This window comes from Neobittarella massiliensis (ex Bilen et al. 2018), assembly GCF_014269355.1.
Lineage (GTDB): Bacteria > Bacillota > Clostridia > Oscillospirales > Ruminococcaceae > Neobittarella > Neobittarella massiliensis.
Genome location: NZ_JACOGI010000001.1, coordinates 258443 through 276605, shown reverse-complemented (window position 1 = coordinate 276605; position 18163 = coordinate 258443). Strand labels below are relative to the sequence as shown.

At 59.2% G+C, this 18163-nt stretch carries 13 protein-coding genes and 1 pseudogene; 8 read left to right on the top strand and 6 right to left on the bottom strand.

The genetic code is table 11. From position 1 onward, the window contains the following. The first annotated feature begins 54 nt into the window (after window positions 1-54). The 3 genes from recG (at window position 55) to H8K20_RS01290 (ending at window position 5860) form a co-directional block, all read left to right on the top strand. Window positions 55-2088 carry an ATP-dependent DNA helicase RecG gene (recG, locus tag H8K20_RS01300; protein ID WP_186487246.1) on the top strand — a complete coding sequence of 678 codons (2034 nt, stop codon included), beginning with the start codon at window positions 55-57 and terminating at the stop codon, window positions 2086-2088. Window positions 2089-2144: 56 nt separating this feature from the next. Then, window positions 2145-3428 (top strand): amidohydrolase family protein, encoded by a 1284-nt coding sequence (locus H8K20_RS01295; protein WP_186487245.1) that lies wholly within the window; start codon window positions 2145-2147, stop codon window positions 3426-3428. Between the two features lie 194 nt (window positions 3429-3622). Beyond that, on the top strand, window positions 3623-5860 hold the full coding sequence (locus H8K20_RS01290; RefSeq protein WP_186487244.1) for a DUF3825 domain-containing protein: 2238 nt from the start codon (window positions 3623-3625) through the stop codon (window positions 5858-5860). Window positions 5861-6190: 330 nt separating this feature from the next. On the opposite strand, the gene clpB is transcribed toward H8K20_RS01290, so the two are convergent. The 3 genes from clpB to H8K20_RS01275 form a co-directional block, all read right to left on the bottom strand. Then, window positions 6191-8818: an ATP-dependent chaperone ClpB gene (gene clpB / locus H8K20_RS01285; RefSeq protein ID WP_186487243.1), complete on the bottom strand. Its 2628-nt coding sequence runs from the start codon at window positions 8816-8818 to the stop codon at window positions 6191-6193. 224 nt (window positions 8819-9042) lie between these two features. Next, the gene (locus tag H8K20_RS01280) at window positions 9043-9438 is read right to left on the bottom strand and encodes a hypothetical protein (RefSeq protein WP_186487242.1); all 396 of its coding nucleotides are present in this window, start codon (window positions 9436-9438) and stop codon (window positions 9043-9045) included. 182 nt (window positions 9439-9620) lie between these two features. After that, entirely contained in the window at window positions 9621-10250 is a 630-nt protein-coding gene (locus H8K20_RS01275) for a TFIIB-type zinc ribbon-containing protein (RefSeq protein ID WP_186487241.1), read from the bottom strand. Window positions 10251-10946: 696 nt separating this feature from the next. On the opposite strand from H8K20_RS01275, the gene H8K20_RS01270 reads away from it, so the two are divergent. Next, the gene (locus H8K20_RS01270; protein WP_186487240.1) at window positions 10947-12497 is read left to right on the top strand and encodes an MATE family efflux transporter; all 1551 of its coding nucleotides are present in this window, start codon (window positions 10947-10949) and stop codon (window positions 12495-12497) included. 1104 nt (window positions 12498-13601) lie between these two features. On the opposite strand, the gene H8K20_RS01265 is transcribed toward H8K20_RS01270, so the two are convergent. After that, entirely contained in the window at window positions 13602-14354 is a 753-nt protein-coding gene (locus H8K20_RS01265; protein ID WP_341480798.1) for a class I SAM-dependent methyltransferase, read from the bottom strand. A gap of 244 nt (window positions 14355-14598) precedes the next feature. Between H8K20_RS01265 and H8K20_RS01260 the strand changes: the two are divergent. The 4 genes and pseudogenes from H8K20_RS01260 to H8K20_RS01245 all read left to right on the top strand — a co-directional run bounded on the left by H8K20_RS01260 (window position 14599) and on the right by H8K20_RS01245 (window position 16011). Further along, window positions 14599-14891: pseudogene (locus H8K20_RS01260) on the top strand (DUF2089 family protein). Window positions 14892-14893: 2 nt separating this feature from the next. Further along, window positions 14894-15235, top strand: a complete 342-nt coding sequence (locus H8K20_RS01255) for a hypothetical protein (RefSeq protein ID WP_186487238.1) — start codon at window positions 14894-14896, stop codon at window positions 15233-15235. Window positions 15236-15281: 46 nt separating this feature from the next. Then, a complete protein-coding gene (locus tag H8K20_RS01250) occupies window positions 15282-15626 on the top strand; it encodes a hypothetical protein (RefSeq protein ID WP_105203357.1) in 345 nt (114 codons plus the stop codon). A 217-nt stretch (window positions 15627-15843) separates the two neighbouring features. Further along, entirely contained in the window at window positions 15844-16011 is a 168-nt protein-coding gene (locus H8K20_RS01245; RefSeq protein WP_105203356.1) for a DUF1540 domain-containing protein, read from the top strand. A gap of 107 nt (window positions 16012-16118) precedes the next feature. Here the strand turns inward: H8K20_RS01245 and H8K20_RS01240 are convergent, their stop codons facing one another. Both H8K20_RS01240 and H8K20_RS01235 read right to left on the bottom strand, forming a co-directional pair. Next, window positions 16119-16772, bottom strand: a complete 654-nt coding sequence (locus H8K20_RS01240) for a metallophosphoesterase (protein ID WP_186487237.1) — start codon at window positions 16770-16772, stop codon at window positions 16119-16121. Between the two features lie 11 nt (window positions 16773-16783). Beyond that, window positions 16784-18040 (bottom strand): O-acetylhomoserine aminocarboxypropyltransferase/cysteine synthase family protein, encoded by a 1257-nt coding sequence (locus H8K20_RS01235; RefSeq protein ID WP_243206221.1) that lies wholly within the window; start codon window positions 18038-18040, stop codon window positions 16784-16786. Between the last annotated feature and the right edge of the window lie 123 nt (window positions 18041-18163).

The following is an 18163-nucleotide window of genomic DNA, read 5'->3' as shown; positions in this document are numbered from 1 at the left end:
CCATATCTTCTGCCGGTATGCCTGCTGGGGCCGGCAGCTGCACAAGGTGTTTTCGTGAAAGACCTATTTTCTGTAGATATCCAATTTCTCAAGGGAGTGGGACCGAAGCGCGCCCAGCTTTACCAAAAGCTGGGGGTCGACTCGGTCGGCTCCCTTTTGCAGTATTACCCCCGCAGCTACATCGATCTGCACGACACAGTGCCCCTCTCCGCCGCCCCGTTCGACTCCCCCTGTGCCGTACAGGGGCGGGTGGTGCGCAAGCTGCCGGTAGCGCGGCTCTCCGGCGGGCGCACCCTGTACAAGGTGCTGTGCACCAATTACGAGCAGGACTTTGCCGTCACTTTTTTTAACACCCCCTACCCCTACGGCCAGCTAGTCGAGGGGGAGGACTATATCTTCTACGGCAAATTCGGCGGCACCTTTACCGGCCGCCAGGTGGGGTCTCCCCTGTTTATCCCCGCCGGTCAGCCCCACGACGTGCTACCGGTCTATCCGCTCACCAAGGGGCTCACCTCCAAAGAGATCAGCCGGTCTGTGGCCGTGGCCATCGACGCTTTTTTAGCCCAGCTGGCCGACCCGCTGCCCAGCTGGGTGCGCACCCAGTACGACCTGTGCCACATCGGCTTTGCCGTGCAGAACATCCACCTGCCCCAGTCGCCGCAGGCCGCCCAGCTGGCCCGCCGGCGCCTCATCTTCGAGGAGCTGCTGGTGCTGCAGCTGGGCATGGCCCTGCTCAAGCAGCGCACCCGCCGCCGCACCGACTACCGGCTCATTCCCCCCGATCTGGCCCCCTTTACCGCTGCACTGCCCTACCAGCTCACCGGCGCTCAGCGCCGCTGCATCGGCGAGATACTCACCGACCTGCAGCGCCCGCAGCCCATGAGCCGTCTCTTACAGGGAGACGTGGGCTCGGGCAAAACGGTGGTGGCCGCCGCCGGGGTGTACGCCGCCGCCCAAAACGGGGCCCAGAGCGCGCTGATGGCCCCCACCGAGATACTGGCCGAACAGCACTACCAAACACTCAACACGCTGCTGCAGCCGCTGGGCATCACCGTGGCGCTGCTCACCGGCAGCACCAAAGGCGCGGCCAAAAAGGCGCTGCTGGCCGATCTGGCGGCCGGCAAGATCGATCTGCTGGTCGGCACCCACGCGCTCATCTCGCAGAACGTCACCTTCTCCAAACTGGCGCTGGTCGTCACCGACGAGCAGCACCGTTTCGGCGTCAAGCAGCGGGGCGCGCTGGGCGAAAAAGGGCAGTATCCACATATGCTGGTCATGTCGGCCACCCCCATCCCCCGCACCTTGGCCCTCATCATCTACGGCGATCTCGACATTTCGGTACTGGATGAAAAGCCGGCCGGCCGCCGCGAGATCGAGACCTTTGCCGTCGACTTCGGTAAATTTCGCCGGGCCGTAGCCTTTGCCGAAAAGCAGATACGCGCCGGCGGCCAGGTTTATGTGGTCTGCCCCCTTATCGAAGACAGCGGCAGCGAGCTCAAAGACGCCGCCACCGCCCAGCAGCAGATCCAGCAGCTGCTGCCCCACCGCCGGGTGGGTCTGCTGCACGGCCGCATGCGCCCCAAAGAAAAAGAGGCGGTGATGGCCGCCTTTAAACAAAAACAGCTCGATCTGCTCGTCAGCACCACCGTCATCGAGGTGGGGGTCGACGTGCCCGACGCCAACCTCATCATCGTCCAAAACGCCGAGCGCTTCGGCCTCTCGGCTCTGCACCAGCTGCGGGGCCGGGTAGGCCGGTCCGACCGCCAGAGCTACTGCATCCTCATTTCCGACGCCCAGGGCGAGACGGCCAAAAAGCGGCTCGACGCCATGTGCCGCACCAGCGACGGCTTTGCGCTGGCCAATTTCGACCTGGAACTGCGCGGCCCCGGCGACTTTTTCGGCAGCGCCCAGCACGGATTGCCCAAACTGAAGATCGCCGACCTGCTGCAGGACCGCATGGTCTTAGCCCAGACCGGCACCGTCTGCCGCCAGCTGCTGGACGCAGACCCACAGCTGCGCCAAAATCCCCTGCTGCGCGCCGAGGTCGGCCGCCTGTTTTCGCAGGTGGGGCAGCAGGGCCTCAACTAAACGCCCCCACGCTGCCGGTGCTCAGTGCCCGGCGATGGCAAAGCGAGGTATCTCTTATGACACTATTTCAAAATGTCACGCTCATCGACGAGATGGGCAACGTAACCCCCCGCACCGACCTGCTGGTACAGGGCGGCAGGATCATCCAGATCGGCACGGCGATCCCCTGTCCGCCGGGCGCCGAGCGCATCGACTGCACCGGCAAATTTCTCACCCCCGGCCTGGTCGTACTGCACACCCACACCCCCATGAACATCTTCCGCGGCATCGCCGAGGATGTGAACATCGACGACTGGTTCAACCGGGAGCTCTGGCCGTTCGAGAGCAAGATGACCGAGCAGGATATCTACTGGGGCGCCAAACTGGCCTGCGCCGAGATGGCACAAAACGGCGTCACCGCCTTTGCCGACCACTACTTCGGCTGCCAGCACATCGCCCGTGCCGCCGGCGAGCTGGGCCTGCGCTGCGATCTCGCCTACACCATCTTTGGCTTTGGCGGCGACCCCGAGCCAGAGCTGCAAAAGGCCGAGGAGCTGCTGGCGGCCTACGCCGGCAACGAGATGGTCCATCTGCGCATCGGCCCCCACTCCCCCTATATCTGCTCGCCCCAGGTGCTGCGACGGCTGGTAGAAGCGGCCCGTCAGCACGACTGCGGCATCCATCTGCACGTGTCCGAGACCGCCGAGCAGGTAAAAGAGAGCTATCAAAAGTTCGGCAAGTCCCCCTTTGCCGTGGTGGCCGAGGCAGGTGGTTTCACCGTTCCCTGTATCGTGGCCCACGCGCTGTATATCCAAAAAGAAGACCTGCCGCTGCTGGCCGGTGATACCTTCGTTGCCGCCTGCCCCAAGACCTATCTCAAGCTGGGTATGGGTGAGGGCCAGCTGTGGCAGCACTGGCAGTCGCTGCAGCTGGGTATCGGTACCGACGGCGCCGCCAGCTCCAACACCATCGATCCCTTAGAGCAGGTGCGCCTGTTTGCCCTGCTGGGCAAATGGGCCGATCAGGCCGAGCAGTTTACCCTGCCGCAGATGTGGCAGCTGCTGTTTGCCGGGCACCGGGCGCTGCCGTTCGGGGCCGGTAGGTTGGCCGTGGGCGCACCGGCCGACCTGGCTCTGTGGGATCTGGACACCCCGGCCACCGCCCCGGTGTACGACCCCTTAGCCGCCATCCTCTACAGCGCCAGCGCCGCCGCCAACATCACCCACACCATGGTGGCAGGCAGATTTGTCAAAAAAGAGGGCCGCCTGCAGACCGATGTCACCGCCATCACCAAACAGGTCGCCGACTGTGCCGCCGCCATCACCCGCCGCGGACGCGGCGAGAGCAAGGTGTATTTCTAGCACCTCTGCACATCCGCCGGGTATCCCCGCGCCGCCGCTGCGATACCGCCAATAGGTCTTTTCCTGCCGAGCCGCCCCACAGGCGGCTTTTTTGTCGTCTCTCGATTGTGCTGCACCGGTCAGGCGTGTATAATAAAAACAAGATCAGAGCGTCCGGCCAGTCCCCCGGCCGGCGAGAGAGGAGTTTTCATCACTTGGAAAAGATCGGGTTATACGGGTTCGGCTACCTGGGTAAAGGCCGGGCCTACTTGGAAAAACTGCAGCAGCACGCCACCGAGACCGTCGACGAACAGGCGCTCAACCAGTATGTCCAGCAGCAGATCGAGCGCGGCGAGGTGGTGTATTACGGCTATCAGGCAAACGGCAGCCTGGCCTATGGGCCCGACTTTTCTCCCGCTAAAGCCCAGGCCAAAGCAGTGGCCACCGGCTATACCGACCACAGCGGCGACAAGCTGCTGGCCTGCACCCGGCGCGGGCCCAGCGGCAGCTGGGGCGAGGTGTTCTTTACCGACCACACCTTTTTGTTCAACACCATGCGCGCCTACCGCATGGGCTTTCTCAGCTTTCGCAGCTACGAGGAGGCCGACGCCTTTATCAGTGCCATCCACCAAAACCTGCTGCCCGGCGAAAAGTGGCAGTTTGCCAAAGGAGAGCAAAACCCCGCTCTGGTGCGCCCCAAGACCCGGTACGAGATCCTGGAGTCCTACCTGCAGATGACTTTTTCCAAGCTGGTGCTGGAGTATCAGGACCCCCAGAGCCCCAACTACCAGAAGATCATCTTCTCAAAAGACGGCAAGTACTGCTACTTTAACACCGGCCTGCTCACCAATTTTGCCGAGGATCTCTACCTCATAGGCGAGGTGTACGGCAAAAAGCCAAACGGCCTGTTCATCTGCAACGATCCCCGCATGGCTGACGGTCAGCGCAGTCTGGTCACCCGCTACGGCTTTGCCAAAGAGGCGGTGCAAAACGGTCCCGGCGTGGCCACCTTCTTCACCAGGATACAGGACATCATCTACGACCCCAGCGTCCCCATCGACTTCACCGCCGCCAAGCTGCAGCATATCATCGTCGACGGCATCGAGCGGGGCCGTTTCCCCCGCCACTACACCCAGCAGTACCAAAACGGCCAGATCGCCCTTTGGGACCTGTCGCAAAAACTAAAGGCCGGCATCGAAAATGCCCGTCTCATCGCCACCCGCAACTACAAATATGTAGTGCCCCAGTACCGGGCCGCCACCCGCCAGCGCCCAGGAGCCATCCAGTTTTTAATGCCCATCTACCTCGACCGCATGTTCGACAAGCAACCCGATTTTGCCCTGGTGCTCAGCTACCACGACGGCTACTACGTGCCCGAGACCATTTTGCTGCTGGCCTGGGCCTATCAAAATGCCCGCATCCTCTGCAAGCCCGATGACAGCTGGCTCAACCCCAGCGAGATCGTCGACGACGTACCCGAAGGTGCACCGTCCGACGAGAGCACCGCCGCCCCTGTCACCCGCCACCCGGCGCCCGCCGTCAATACCGCCAGCGCACCGCCCCAGTCGCCGGCTACTGCCGGGCCGTCCGCGGTCGCATCAGTCGTTTCCCGCCCGGCAGCCGGGGACTCTGCTCTGACAGAGGGGGCTCTGGCTTTCCCTCACCGCGTCTGGCTGCGCCAGCTCACCATCGGCAACAACGCCAGCCTGCGCGGTCTGTTTGACGGCGACAAAGTGGGGACCATCTCCCGTAAAAAGACCGGTGACTGCGACCTCGAACCACTGCTGGGCCAGCAGATGCTGGTAGATATCGTGGCCCGCAATCCGCTGGGCGGCACCTATCAGGCGACGCCGGTGCGCGATGGGTCAAATGCCTTCACCCTGCGCCCCGAGCACCCCAACTGTGCGGTAAAGCAGCCTGCCGGCACCCCAGCCCACACCCCACAGGCGCAGGCCGCTCCCCATCAGGGCAGCCATACCACCACCGGCACAGCTCCCGCTACCGCCGCGCCCGACCTTCCGGCAGCTGTACCGGCCGCCGCCACCTCTCCGCTGGAGCAACTGGTGCAAAATCTTCCGCAGGGGATAACGGTGCAAGACCTGTTTTCCCAACTGGTACAGGGTATGCAGGCCAGTATAACCCCCACCTCCAATCCGGCCGAAACCGCGCCGGCGGCAGCACCCGCACCCATCTCGGCGCCACCGCCGCCCACAGCCGGCCCCACCAGCTCGCCGTCCATCGGCGACATAGTCGTGCTGCGCGATATCAAAAAGGGCAATAACGGCGGCATCCGCGGGGTTTTCGGCGACGGCAGTGCCACTGCCACCATCTCCCGCTCGCTGCTCACCCACCCCAAAGCGTACTACTACGAAAAGCAGCAGCTGCCGGTACGCCTGCTCGGGGTCAATCCACTCGGCGGCGGTTTCCGCGCCGAGCCGGCCGAGCAGCCCTAAACAGCACCTGTTTCTCAGCACCGCCCGTCTCATGACCGGCGGTGTTTTTTTGCTCCGGACAGGTAGCGCGCCCCTGCCCCATTACACCGCACCGGTGCGCTCTGTATACCGGCCGATCTCTTTATCTCCATAGCTGTCTCCTCGTCCCACTGCTCCCACACGGGGGCAGTGCCAAGGCACCTCGCCGATTGCACAGCTCCCCCTTTACCGGCGCCGCTCCTCCAACTGCCTGCACATAAAAGAGGTACCGTGCCGGTCTGCACGGTACCTCTCTATTTTTCCGCTTGTCACGGCGCTTCTTTTTTGCCTGTCACAGTATTGCAGCAGGTCTTACGGCTGCACCTTTGCCAGTTGGGGCTTGGCAGTTACGGTCAGTTTTCCATCCTGCACGTCCACCACGAGGTCGCTGCCGGCGTCAAAGTCGCCGGCAATGATTTTTTTGGCCAGCAGCGTCTCCACCTCTTTCTGAATGAAACGCCGCAGCGGGCGGGCGCCGTATACCGGGTCATAACCGCCGTCTACCACATAGGCCTTAGCCGCCGGGGTCAGTTCACAGCGCAGCTGCTGCCGCGCCAGCCGGTCGCTCAGCTCATCTATCATCAGGTCTACGATCGCGGCGATGTTGTCCTTGGTCAGCGGTTTGTAGAACACGATCTCGTCCAGCCGGTTCAAAAACTCGGGGCGGAAGGTCTGGCGCAGCAGCGCCTCTACCTGCTCCCTGGCCTGTTGGGTGATCTCGCCGCTCTGGTCGATGCCCTCCAGCAGGTAGGCCGAGCCCAGGTTGGAGGTGAGGATGATGATGGTGTTTTTAAAGTCTACCGTGCGGCCCTGGCTGTCGGTGATGCGACCATCATCGAGCACCTGCAACAGGATGTTGAACACGTCGGGGTGGGCTTTTTCCACCTCGTCGAACAGGATCACCGAATAGGGTTTGCGGCGCACCGCCTCGGTCAGCTGACCGCCCTCCTCAAAGCCCACATAGCCCGGAGGAGCGCCGATCAGCCGCGATACCGAGTGTTTTTCCATATACTCGGTCATGTCGATGCGCACGATGTTGTGCTCGTCGTCAAACAGGTTCTGCGCCAGCGCCTTGGCCAGCTCGGTCTTGCCCACACCGGTGGGGCCCAAAAAGAGAAACGAGCCGATGGGCCGGTTCTCGTCCTGAATGCCCGCCCGCGAGCGCAATATCGCCTCGCTGACCTTGGTCACCGCCTCGTCTTGGCCCACCACCCGCTCGTGCAGGGTGTCCTCCAGGTGCAAGAGCTTCTCTTTTTCGCCCTCCATCAGCCGCGATACCGGTATTCCCGTCCACCGCTGTACGATGCGGGCGATCTCCTCCTCAGTCACCTTGTCCCGCAATAGGTTATCCTCGCGGCTGCCGCTCTCGGCCAGCTTTTCCTCCTCCTCCAGCTCCTTTTGCAGCTGGGGCAGACGGCCGTATTTCAGCTCGGCAGCACGGTTCAGATCGTAGTCCTGCTCGGCCTTCTCGATCTGGGCCGAGAGCTGCTCCAGCTCCTTGCGCAGGTTCTGCACCTTGCCGATGGCCGCTTTCTCGTTATCCCACTTGGCTTTCATAGCCGCAAAGTGGTCTCGGGCCTCGGCCAGCTCTTTTTGTATCTCGGCCAGGTGCTCTTTCGACAGCGTGTCGCTCTCTTTTTTCAGCGCCGCCTCCTCGATCTCCAGCTGGATGATCCTGCGGGACACCACATCCAGTTCGGTGGGCATCGAGTCGATCTCGGTGCGGATCATAGCGCAGGCCTCATCCACCAGGTCGATGGCCTTGTCCGGCAAAAAGCGGTCGGAGATGTAGCGATCCGACAGAGTGGCCGCGGCGATGAGCGCCTGGTCCTGTATCTTCACCCCGTGGTACACCTCGTAGCGCTCTTTTAAGCCGCGCAAAATGGCGATGGTGTCGTCCACCGTCGGCTCACCCACCAGCACCGGCTGGAACCGCCGCTCCAAAGCGGGGTCTTTTTCAATGTACTGGCGGTACTCGTCTAAAGTAGTGGCGCCGATACAGTGCAGTTCGCCCCGGGCCAGCATGGGTTTTAACAGGTTGCCCGCGTCCATCGAGCCCTCGGTCTTGCCGGCGCCCACGATGGTGTGCAGTTCGTCGATGAACAGGATGATGCGCCCCTGCGAGCCCTTTACCTCTTTGAGCACCGCTTTCAGCCGCTCCTCGAACTCGCCGCGGTACTTGGCGCCGGCGATGAGCGCGCCCATGTCCAGCGAAAAAATGGTCTTGTCTTTCAAACTGCCGGGCACGTCGCCGCGCACGATGCGCTGAGCCAGTCCCTCGGCGATAGCGGTCTTACCCACGCCGGGCTCACCGATGAGCACCGGGTTGTTTTTGGTCTTGCGCGACAGGATGCGGATGACGTTGCGGATCTCGTCGTCCCGCCCGATCACCGGGTCGAGCTGTTGGCCGCGCGCCCGCTCCACCAGGTCGGTACCGTACTTTTTCAGTGCGTCATAGGTGGTCTCCGGGCTGTCGGAGGTGACCCGGGTGTTGCCCCGCACCGACGACAGCGCCTGTAAAAACTTGTCCTTGGTGATGCCAAACTGGTCAAAATAGCGCTTTAACGGGGCGTTGGCCGCCTCGATGAGCGCCAAAAAAATGTGCTCTACCGACACGTATTCGTCTTTCATGCCGGCAGCTGTCTTTTCCGCCGCCACCAGCACCCGGTCCACGTCCTGGGTGATATACACCTTCTCCGGGTCGCGGCCCGGCCCCGTCACATGGGGGATGGCCGCCACCAGCTTTTGCGCCTCTTTTTGGGCCACCTGTGCGTCGAGTCCCATCTTGGGCAAAAGCTGGCTGATGAGCCCCTGCTCCTGGTCGAGCAGTGCCAGCAGCAGGTGCTGCTGCTCGATCTGCTGGTTTTGGTACTCGATGGTCAGCGCCTGCGCCGACTGGATGGCCTCCAGCGATTTTTGCGTAAATTTATTAGCCTGCATAGTCTTCCTACCTCCTCTTCTGCCCGCATTTTTGGGGGCGGACAGCGCTCCTTTGGCGGAGTCTTTTTCTTTTCTTACAGCTTCTAATTTACCCAAAAATTATGTCTAAATCATGAAATATACGTATCTACTTTTTAAATATTAGCACTCTATCAAAAAGAGTGCTAATATGCGCCCAAAAAATAAAAACCGGCCCCGCTCTCGGGGTCGGTCCGCACCGGGCACTATCTAGCTGCCACAGCCGCCGCGAACAGCAGTACCAGCAACCCTGCCCCCAACAGCACAGTCATCGCCCACCGCGACCATGTTACTTGCCTGCGCTCGACCTCTGCCTCCGTCAACTTGCCAGGCTCATAGCTGGCAGCGGCAGCCGCCCTGTTTTTAGCCGCGGCACGCGCATATCCGCCGTAGCGCTCCAACTGCTCTCCCCGGGCAAAACGAACTGCTTTTTGATAAGCGCTATACTGCTCCAACACCTCCGTACTGTTTTCTAGCGCATCTTCCGAGCACAGCTTTAGCTCAGCCAACAGCTTGCCCATATAAGCGCTGGCTAAAAAAGGCTCTATATCCAGCGCCCGCTCAAAATAATCCGCCACCGCGGCAAAGTCTCCGTCCTCCAAGCCAGCCGCCCTCTGGCTGTCATCGCACCGGCTGTCGTCACCTGCACCTTCAGGTCCTGAAGCAGGCTCACGCCACCACAAAATCGGCAGGTCATCTAATCCTGACCCGGCAATATCTCCAGTTGGGCGCCACAATTTTTACAGGTAAATACTGCCTGTTTCCATCTCTTACTCCCCGCTCCTCACGCCTTTGTCAAAAGCACCACCAACAGCATAAACAGTACCGCTCCCGCCACTACCCACAGTGCACAGCCATACTCCCTGTTGTCTGTTTCAGGCGCGCTATTTCTCTCCAGCGCACGGGCGATCTCGGCCCGCTCCGCGCTCTCCCGGCGCAGCATCTCCTGTCTGTACTGCTCATTTTCTCGCTTCGCTTTCATTTCCGGGCCCTGCAGCCACTGCTGTATCTTTTCCTCACAGGCCAAATATGTCTCTCGCTGTTCGGGGCTGCCAAACTCCACCGCCCGTAAAAAGTCCGGCTCTTGGGCAATAGAGCACTCCAGTTTCTCCATCTGCTCCGGCCGGTCAGCTCCCATCTTCAACATCAGTCGGCACCAGTAGGCCTCGCTGCAGCTGGCGTCGGCATTCAGCACCCACTCTATATAACTCGCCGCATGTATTCTGTCGCCGTCGCGCAAAAACATCTTGGCGCGCTGCAGCAGCGAGCGGGCAGAGATCATTTGCCCCTCTCGGCCCGCTCTGCCGCCTGACGGCAGACAGATCACCGTATCACAAAATGGACAGGTCGCCGTATTCTTTCCCTCTTCTATGGGCACCGAGGCCCCACACTGTTCACACTTGATCGACCACATAGCCTGCACCTCCACCGCCGGCCATCGGCCGGCACCCACCTATATAAAACAGCTCTCAGCCGTCATCTGAGATCGTCCTCTCTCGGCGCCACCCACATCTGCGGCCAATTCTTCCCCGCAGCGGACCGCGGCGGGCCGCAGCGGCAAAATCGGCAAGCCGCCCGGTACCTGCCTGTTGCTGACCGCGGCCCCGCTCCCCCGCAAACATGTAGCCCCCGCTCTTTTGCCGAGTGTATGGGCTATACTTGTATCGCACAGCGGCCGCACGCAGCCGACTGCCATCGTCTGCAGTGCCTTACCCTGCTTGTCAGTTTATCTTTTCACAGTTTTCTAACGGGCAGGTACCGCCAGCCGCCGTGTTCACGACCCGGCCCCCGCCAAAGCACCAAAAGCGGCAATAATTGGGCCATTGGTCAGGCCGGGTGCGCCGCTTTTCCCGCCAGCAGCCTGCAATCTATCACCGCCTCGGCGGTGTACAAGTCGGGGTCTGTCTCCGCACCGCCTGTCATGCCCCTGTGCTCCTCGCTTTTTTACGCGCTGCCGGATCGCTCTATGATGCCGGTTCCATTTATCTCATTATAGGAAAAAACGACACGATGTGCAACCGCTGCTGTCCTCTTCTACCCCGCTTTACCCGTGCATATGCTGGTAAAGTGTAAAGACCTATCTAGGCCAAAAGAGGGGGGAACTCCCATCGTGCAAACGGCTATCGCCAAAAATCACTCCCGCCACGTCTGGCTACAGCGGCTGTGGGGGGCCGGTGCGCTCACGGTGCTGGCGCTGTTTTTGCGCACCCTGAGCATCTCTTTCAAGATCTACCTCTCCGGGCAGATCGGCGCCGCGGGCATGGGCCTTTACCAGCTGATCTACTCGGTCTACGGCTTTGGCTGTACACTGGCCTGCGGCGGTCTGGGGCTGGGCGTCACCACCCTGTGCTCCCGCGCTATCGCCAAAAAACAGTGGCACCGGGTGCCGCAGGTGGTGTTGCGAGCGCTGGCTTTTGCCGCCGTACTGGGCTGTATTGCCACCGGGCTGCTCTATTTTGGCGCCGCACCGGTGTCCAAAATGCTGGGTCAGCCTATCCTGGCCACTCCGCTGCGGCTGTTTTCGGTCTCGCTGCCGTTCGCCGCTATCAGCGGCTGCCTGCAGGGGTATTTCTACGCCACCGGCGAAGTGGTGCGCAGCGAGCTGTCGCAGGTGCTCAAGCGCTTTACCAAAATGGGCATCGTCATGGCTGCTTTTGCCGCCTCTCCCCCCCGCCAGATGGATGCGGCACTGGCTCTTATCTTTTTTGCCTCGTCTCTCTCCGAGATCGTGCCGGCTTTTTATCTCTCGGTGCTCTACCGCGTCAGCCGCAAAAAATTCACCTCTGCCCAGTTGCCGCCATCTGCTCTTACCGCCGCCAAAGGCTCTATCGCGCTGGCGCTGGTAAAGATCTGCCTGCCGCTGGCCGTGTGCCAAAACCTGCAGAGCGCCTTTCACACCCTCGAAAACACGCTGGTGCCCCAGGGCTTTGCCAAGAGCGGCATCGCCGACGCCATGGAGCGCTACGGCGTGCTCAGCGGCATGGCCATGCCCCTGCTCTCCTATCCGGCGGCGCTGCTGGTCAGCTTCTCCATGCTGCTCATCCCGGCCATCGTGCGGCTGCACACCCGCGGCCAGCGCGAAAAACTGGGCCGCAGCCTGTCTCACATTTTGCGCATCACCTTTGTTTTCTGCTGCGGGGTCATGGCCGTCTTTCTCTTTTTCCCCGGTCCGGTCTCGGGTATCTTCAGCACCAAAGGCGTCGCGGTCTACCTGCGCCTGTTGGCGCCGCTGTGCCCGCTCATCTACATGGATCACGTCACCGACTGTATGCTCAAAGGCCTGGGTCTGCAATTTCACGTCATGATCCAAAACCTGACCGATATGATGCTCACCGTCGTACTGCTCTACTTCCTGCTGCCCGTCTGGGGGCTGGCCGGGTATCTGTTCACCCTCTACTGCACCACCACCTACAACCTCGTCGCCGGCTGGTGGCTGCTGCGCCGCCGGGTCGACTTCTCTTACCTGGCGCCGGGTTGGGTGGCCAAGCCGCTGCTCTGCTGCCTCATCGCAGGTTTTGTCGCTACCCGCGGGCTGCCGCCGGTGCTGTCGGCGTTTCCCGTTCGGCTGGTCCTATTCCTCGTGCTCTACTTTGCGCTGCTGTTTCTGTGCCGCGACCTGACCAGCAAAGATCTGCACCGCCTGCGGGCCCTGTTGGGGTAGTAATAGCCAGCTGCCACCGGCACAGCAGGGGCCGAAAATAACCGGAAAAGCGGGCGGACCATATTGTTGGTCCGCCCGCTTTTCCATATATGCACCAATAAGCGCGTCAGTTTTCTAATCTCCCATGGTATATGGGCGCACCTCCAAAAGGTTCTGCGCGTTCTACTCTAAAGAGGTGGGAAAGCAATAGATTGGCTCGACGATACGCGTGTAGTCATCAACTGCATCGAGACACATCTGGCAGAGGTCATCTCCTACGGCTGCGCCGCCCGCGCGCCACGCAGATCGCCCGCTGCTCTACCCATCATTTTCAGTAGATGTTTTCACACCGCACCGGGGTACTGCTGCCGGGAAACGTTCGACACCGGTGACCGACTCTGATCGCCTTTGAGCTGCGGGCTGGCAAATGTATGGTGATCGATGCCCCCCAATATGGCAGTGAGCCGCCGAAGGCGTCCAATCGGGCACTTAAAAACCACACAGCACCGCGTCTATACCTGCGCGCAATACAGGTGCTTCGCTCAAGGGCTACCCCCAAAATAGCCCTCCCTATCGCCATCAGCACCACCGTCAGCGCCGATCAGAAAACGCCATAAAAGCAGGTGCCGCAGTTTTTCAGTAAGTGCGATAATGACCTGTACCCGTTCAGATCGGGGGCCCATTGGGCTGCTTTGGCAGCGATCACCACATCTCAGCACTTTACGGCCACAGCAGAGATACCTCTCGGTGCATGCCCATATACTCTGCCAGCTCCTGTTCCAATCTCTCTGTACTCGATAAGTTTACGGTACCCAAAGCACCGTCGGCGACCTGCCTTCTTTTAAGTACCCGGCGGCAGCGCACACGCCATACAAAAACTGCTCTGGACCAGATAGCCCCCCACCTCCGTCCACAAGTCGGTGACGGGCATCCTGTCAAATTGGGCGTTCCACGGGCTGGCCAGTCATAACTATATCTTCATCTTCGGCGAGATCTGGAGCCCCGTCAAAAACAGATAGCCGCACTGCACACGCGATCACCTATAACGACCGCTAGAGGGGCGCCACCAGGCGCCCCTCTATGTTTTTACAGCCTGCGCGCGCACAGCTGGCAAACACTGGCCAGTCAGCATCTGCACACAAATAAGAACATCTCACCCCGGTCATCCAAGGCGATCTCTTTACTGAAAGATGTATACGTGGTGATCTCTCTGAACCCGACCTCCTGCAAATACTGCTGCATCTCCCCAAACCGGTAAAGATGCGTCTGAAAATCCATCGCTTCACTCTGCAGCAGCTCGGTGCCGTTATACAGTTCATATATCCCCGGCGAAAATTGGGTCTGGCTCTGTTCATCATAGTGATTTTTGCTCTTTAAGATCAGGTCAAACCCCTCTTTTGTCTTTACCGAGATCGCTTCTTTATATGTGCTGTCGTCTGTACACCGTGTAGCGATGGTATCCACCGCAAAGACAAGGCGGCCCCCCGGCAAAAGCAGGTCCTTCAATTTGCACAGGATCTCTTTACACAGGTCAATATCCGTAAACAGAGACATCGAGCCAGAGGTGATAAAGATATAGTGAAATTTTTCTTGGGGCGCAAATTCTAGAATGTCTGCCTGAACGACCTTTGCCGCAGGTGCTTTTTGCTTTAATTTTTCCAGCATCTCCTCCGATAGGTCTACACCGCTAATATCAAACCCTCTCTTTAAAAAAGGGACCAAAAAGCGCCCGCTCCCACACAGCGGTTCCAATATCTTCTCTCCTTTACCGGCAAAAGAGAGGTAAAACGCCAGCTCATCCCGCGGTGCTTCGGCATGTAAGATCTCATACATCTCCGTGCACAAACTGCCGTAGTAATTTTGTCTCTGTTCTCCCACTTTCTCCATCTCCTATCCCGGTCTTGTCATCGCCGCAGCACTTCGGTTGCAAGCCGTCCAGCTTTCCGGCCCCTCTCGCAACAGCACTACCCACATTTTTCCACATTCCCGTTTCCTTTTCAAGACGATACGTATGACCTGCAAATTTTTAAATACTATTTAGCATAAGCCACTGTTTAGTAATGCTATCTTCCATAAAAGAAACTTCGCACATTTTCAAAATTAGAGGATGTGCATGGCAGTTATGGATGTTTTACCCGACTGGATGGTACATCTCGACGACGGGGGCGTGACCTTCATCAAAAAATTCTGCTGGCTTCCGGCTCTCAAAAAGAGACCGCCAAACAGTACGGGGTCTCCTATCCCCCCGTGAGGTTAAAGTTCGATAAACTGATACAAAAAATAAAGATCGCCGAAGAGGCGATCGAGGACCCCTACATAGCCACCATCAAGCGCCTGGCCGTCAACGAAAAAATGGATTTCAGCACCGCCAAACTGCTGATAACTGCATACAAAAAGCAAGAGGAGGCGCCGTAGACATGAGCGAAACGTCTGTCTGGACCTATCTCATAAAACTGGCTGTCTTTGGCACCGCTTTCCTCTTTCTCTTTTCAGTGCTCCAGTACTTCCTCTGCAAAATAAAGCGCTGGTGGCCAGGGCTCATACTCCCACTTTTGACCTTCCTGCATTCTTTACCACTTATAAGTTGGCTTTTGCCTTTACAAAACATATCGGGGCCACGCATAGTAGCGCAGTGGTTTTCTTCTTTTGCCTCCGCCAACATCCCCACCGCCGTTTTTCTCTGTATCTATTTGGCCTGCCGCGGAAAGCATAAAAAGAAAAAACAGATCGAAAAAATGAATATCCAAGACCTGAAATAAAGTCTTTTTATCGTCTGTGCGATGCGACAAAGGAGGGGCAACACTTATGGATGACCAGCTCACATGGATGCCAAGGCTCGCCATATTCATTTTTCAACTAATTCCGCTGATCGGTTTCTCTTTACTGCAGTACTTCCTCTCAAATAAAGATCACAAGTGGCTGGGCTACATACTCCCCATCCTGTCTTTTTTCAATGCCGGTTTAAAAGTCTTTCTCTGGGCGCTTCCACCAGTTTCCATACCGCTCCCCCATGCCATACATCGCGTCCTATCTTCACTTTTCTTCCACAACATCCCCACCCTGATCTTCCTCTGCATATACTGGCTCTGCCGCAGAAGAATAAAAAAGCGCGCTCAAATAGAAAAAATGAACATACAGGATCTCGAGTAGTCTTCTGTCCGTCTGCCGTACCTGCATCTCCCCCGCCTGTCACTGCAAAGCTCTGCTGCCACATAGCCCAATACCCGCAATTTTATAAATACCCCCCCCTGCGGCCGCCAATGCTGTCTGAAGACCTGTTTTTTTAAAAATTTCCAGGATAGCCTCCACCAGATCTGCACATACTACTAGCAGGCAAGTCCCCACTTAAATTTTGGAGGTATGTATCATGCACAACTGCAAAGCCAACAAGTCGATCAAATGTACCGTCCAGCAGTGCAAAAACCACTGCGAGAACGAGAACTTCTGCGCCCTGGACTGCATCACCGTGGGCACCCATGAGCTCAACCCCACCATGGATCAGTGCACCGACTGCAAATCTTTCCAGCTCAAATAAGTGTAGCGAAACTTCACTAAAAACATGATCGTGCGTTTGCAACTGAAAAAGCGGCCTGATACAGGCCGCTTTTTCCTATGTACAAAATATTTTCGTCGTCCCCGCCACTAGCGGTACGGCACTACCTTTTCAAACACGCCCATGTAGCGCGGCGTCACCCGCTTATCCACGTGGTGCTTGCCAAAAAACCACTGTTTAAACTCGATCTGCCGCGAGATCGTGTCCAGGTACAGGCCATAATAGCTGTCGGCTTTGGCCTCCAGATCCAAAAACGAGGCGATCGCATACGGCGGCTCATACGACACCACCAGGTCGGTCTTCTCGCCGGCGTGCTGCTGGCAAAAAACGTCCAGCTCGGCCTTGGTCGGCAGCTGGTCGCAAAACAGCTCGCGGCCAATGATATCCTGATCCATCGACTCGCCGCCGCCAAAAGCCAGCAATCGCTTGCCGTCAATATCGTAAAACTGGCCGGTGAGCAGCTGGTACACCCCCTGCTCGATACGGCGGGCCGGGGCGCCGTACACCGTCTCCTCCGGGTATTCGCGCAGCAGGTCGTAGTTGTCGCCCGAGCCGGGCACGAATAGGATGGTATACTTCTTTTTGCCCAGCTTTTTTAAGATCTTCTGCTCGCGCTTGCCCCCGTCCCACACAAAGCCAAAATCGCCGCAGACCACCAGCACATCGCCCTGTTTCAGGCGGCGCACCGCCTTGTCCTCAAAGCGGTCATAGTCGCCGTGGGTATCACCGGTTATATACAGCACAGCATCGCCCCCTAGCAGGTGGCCGCCAGCGCCTGCTCGAGATCGGCCAAAATATCGCCGATCTCCTCCAGTCCCACCGACAGCCGCACCGTGCCGGCGGTGATGCCGGCCGCCTTCAGCTGCTCTGGGGTCAACTGACTGTGGGTAGTGGTGCCCGGGTGGATCACCAAACTGCGCACGTCGCCCACATTGGCCACGTGCGAAAACAGCTTCAGCGCGCTGATGAACTTGGCGCCGGCCTCTTTGCCGCCGTGCAGCTCAAAGGTAAACACGCTGGACGCCCCCTTGGGCAGGTACTTTTTAGCCAGCTGGTAATCGGGGCTGGAGGGCAGCAGCGGATAATTCACCTTATCCACCGCCGGGTGTCCCTCTAAAAACTCGGCCACCTTCAGGGCGTTTTCACAGTGGCGCTGCATGCGCAGCGACAGCGTCTCGATACCCTGACAGATCATAAAGGCGTTAAACGGGCTCAGGCAGGCGCCCAGGTCCCGCAGGTACAGCGCCCGCAGCCGGCTGATAAACCCGGCATTGCCAAAATCCTTGGCAAACACGCAGCCGTGGTAGCTGCCGTCCGGCTGGTTATACTGGGGGAAGCGCCCGTTGCCGGCAAAGACAAAATTGCCCGAGTCCACCACCACACCGGCCATGCTGGTGCCGTGGCCGCCCAGGTACTTGGTGGCCGAGTGCACCACGATATCGGCCCCAAACTCGATGGGCCGCTGCAGGTACGGGGTGGTAAAGGTCGAGTCGACGATGAGCGGGATCCCGTGGCGGTGGGCCAATTCAGCCAGCTTTTCGATGTCGGCCACATTGGCGTTGGGGTTGCCGATACCCTCCACAAAATAGGCTTTGGTGCGGTCGTCGGTGGCGGCCTCCCAGGCGGTAAGATCGTTGGTGTCCACAAAAGTGGTGGTGATGCCCATCCCGGCAAAGGTGGGCCCCAGCAGATTGATGGCCCCGCCATAGATCTTGTCGGAAGACACGATGTTGTCACCGCACGCCGCCAGGTTGAGCATCACCGCACAGATGGCCGCATGGCCCGAGGCAAAAGCCAGCGCCCCCACGCCGCCGTCCAGCGCCGCCACCCGCTCCTCCAGCGTCTGCTGGGTGGGGTTGGAGATGCGGGAGTAGATGTTGCCCGGCGCCTTGAGCTCAAACAGGTCCTGGGCGTGCTGCAGATCTTCAAATCCGTAGGCGGTGGTCTGGTAGATGGGCAGCGCCCGCGAATAGGTCTGGCTGTCCAGCTGTTGGCCGCTGTGGATAGCCATGGTATCAAAGCCGTATTTCAATGGATATGCCCCCTTAATTAAGATTTCCTTCATTGTTTTTTGCCGTGCGATTTGCTATACTAATGAGCGTAGAGTGGCTTATTGGGCCCACAAAAGCCCATC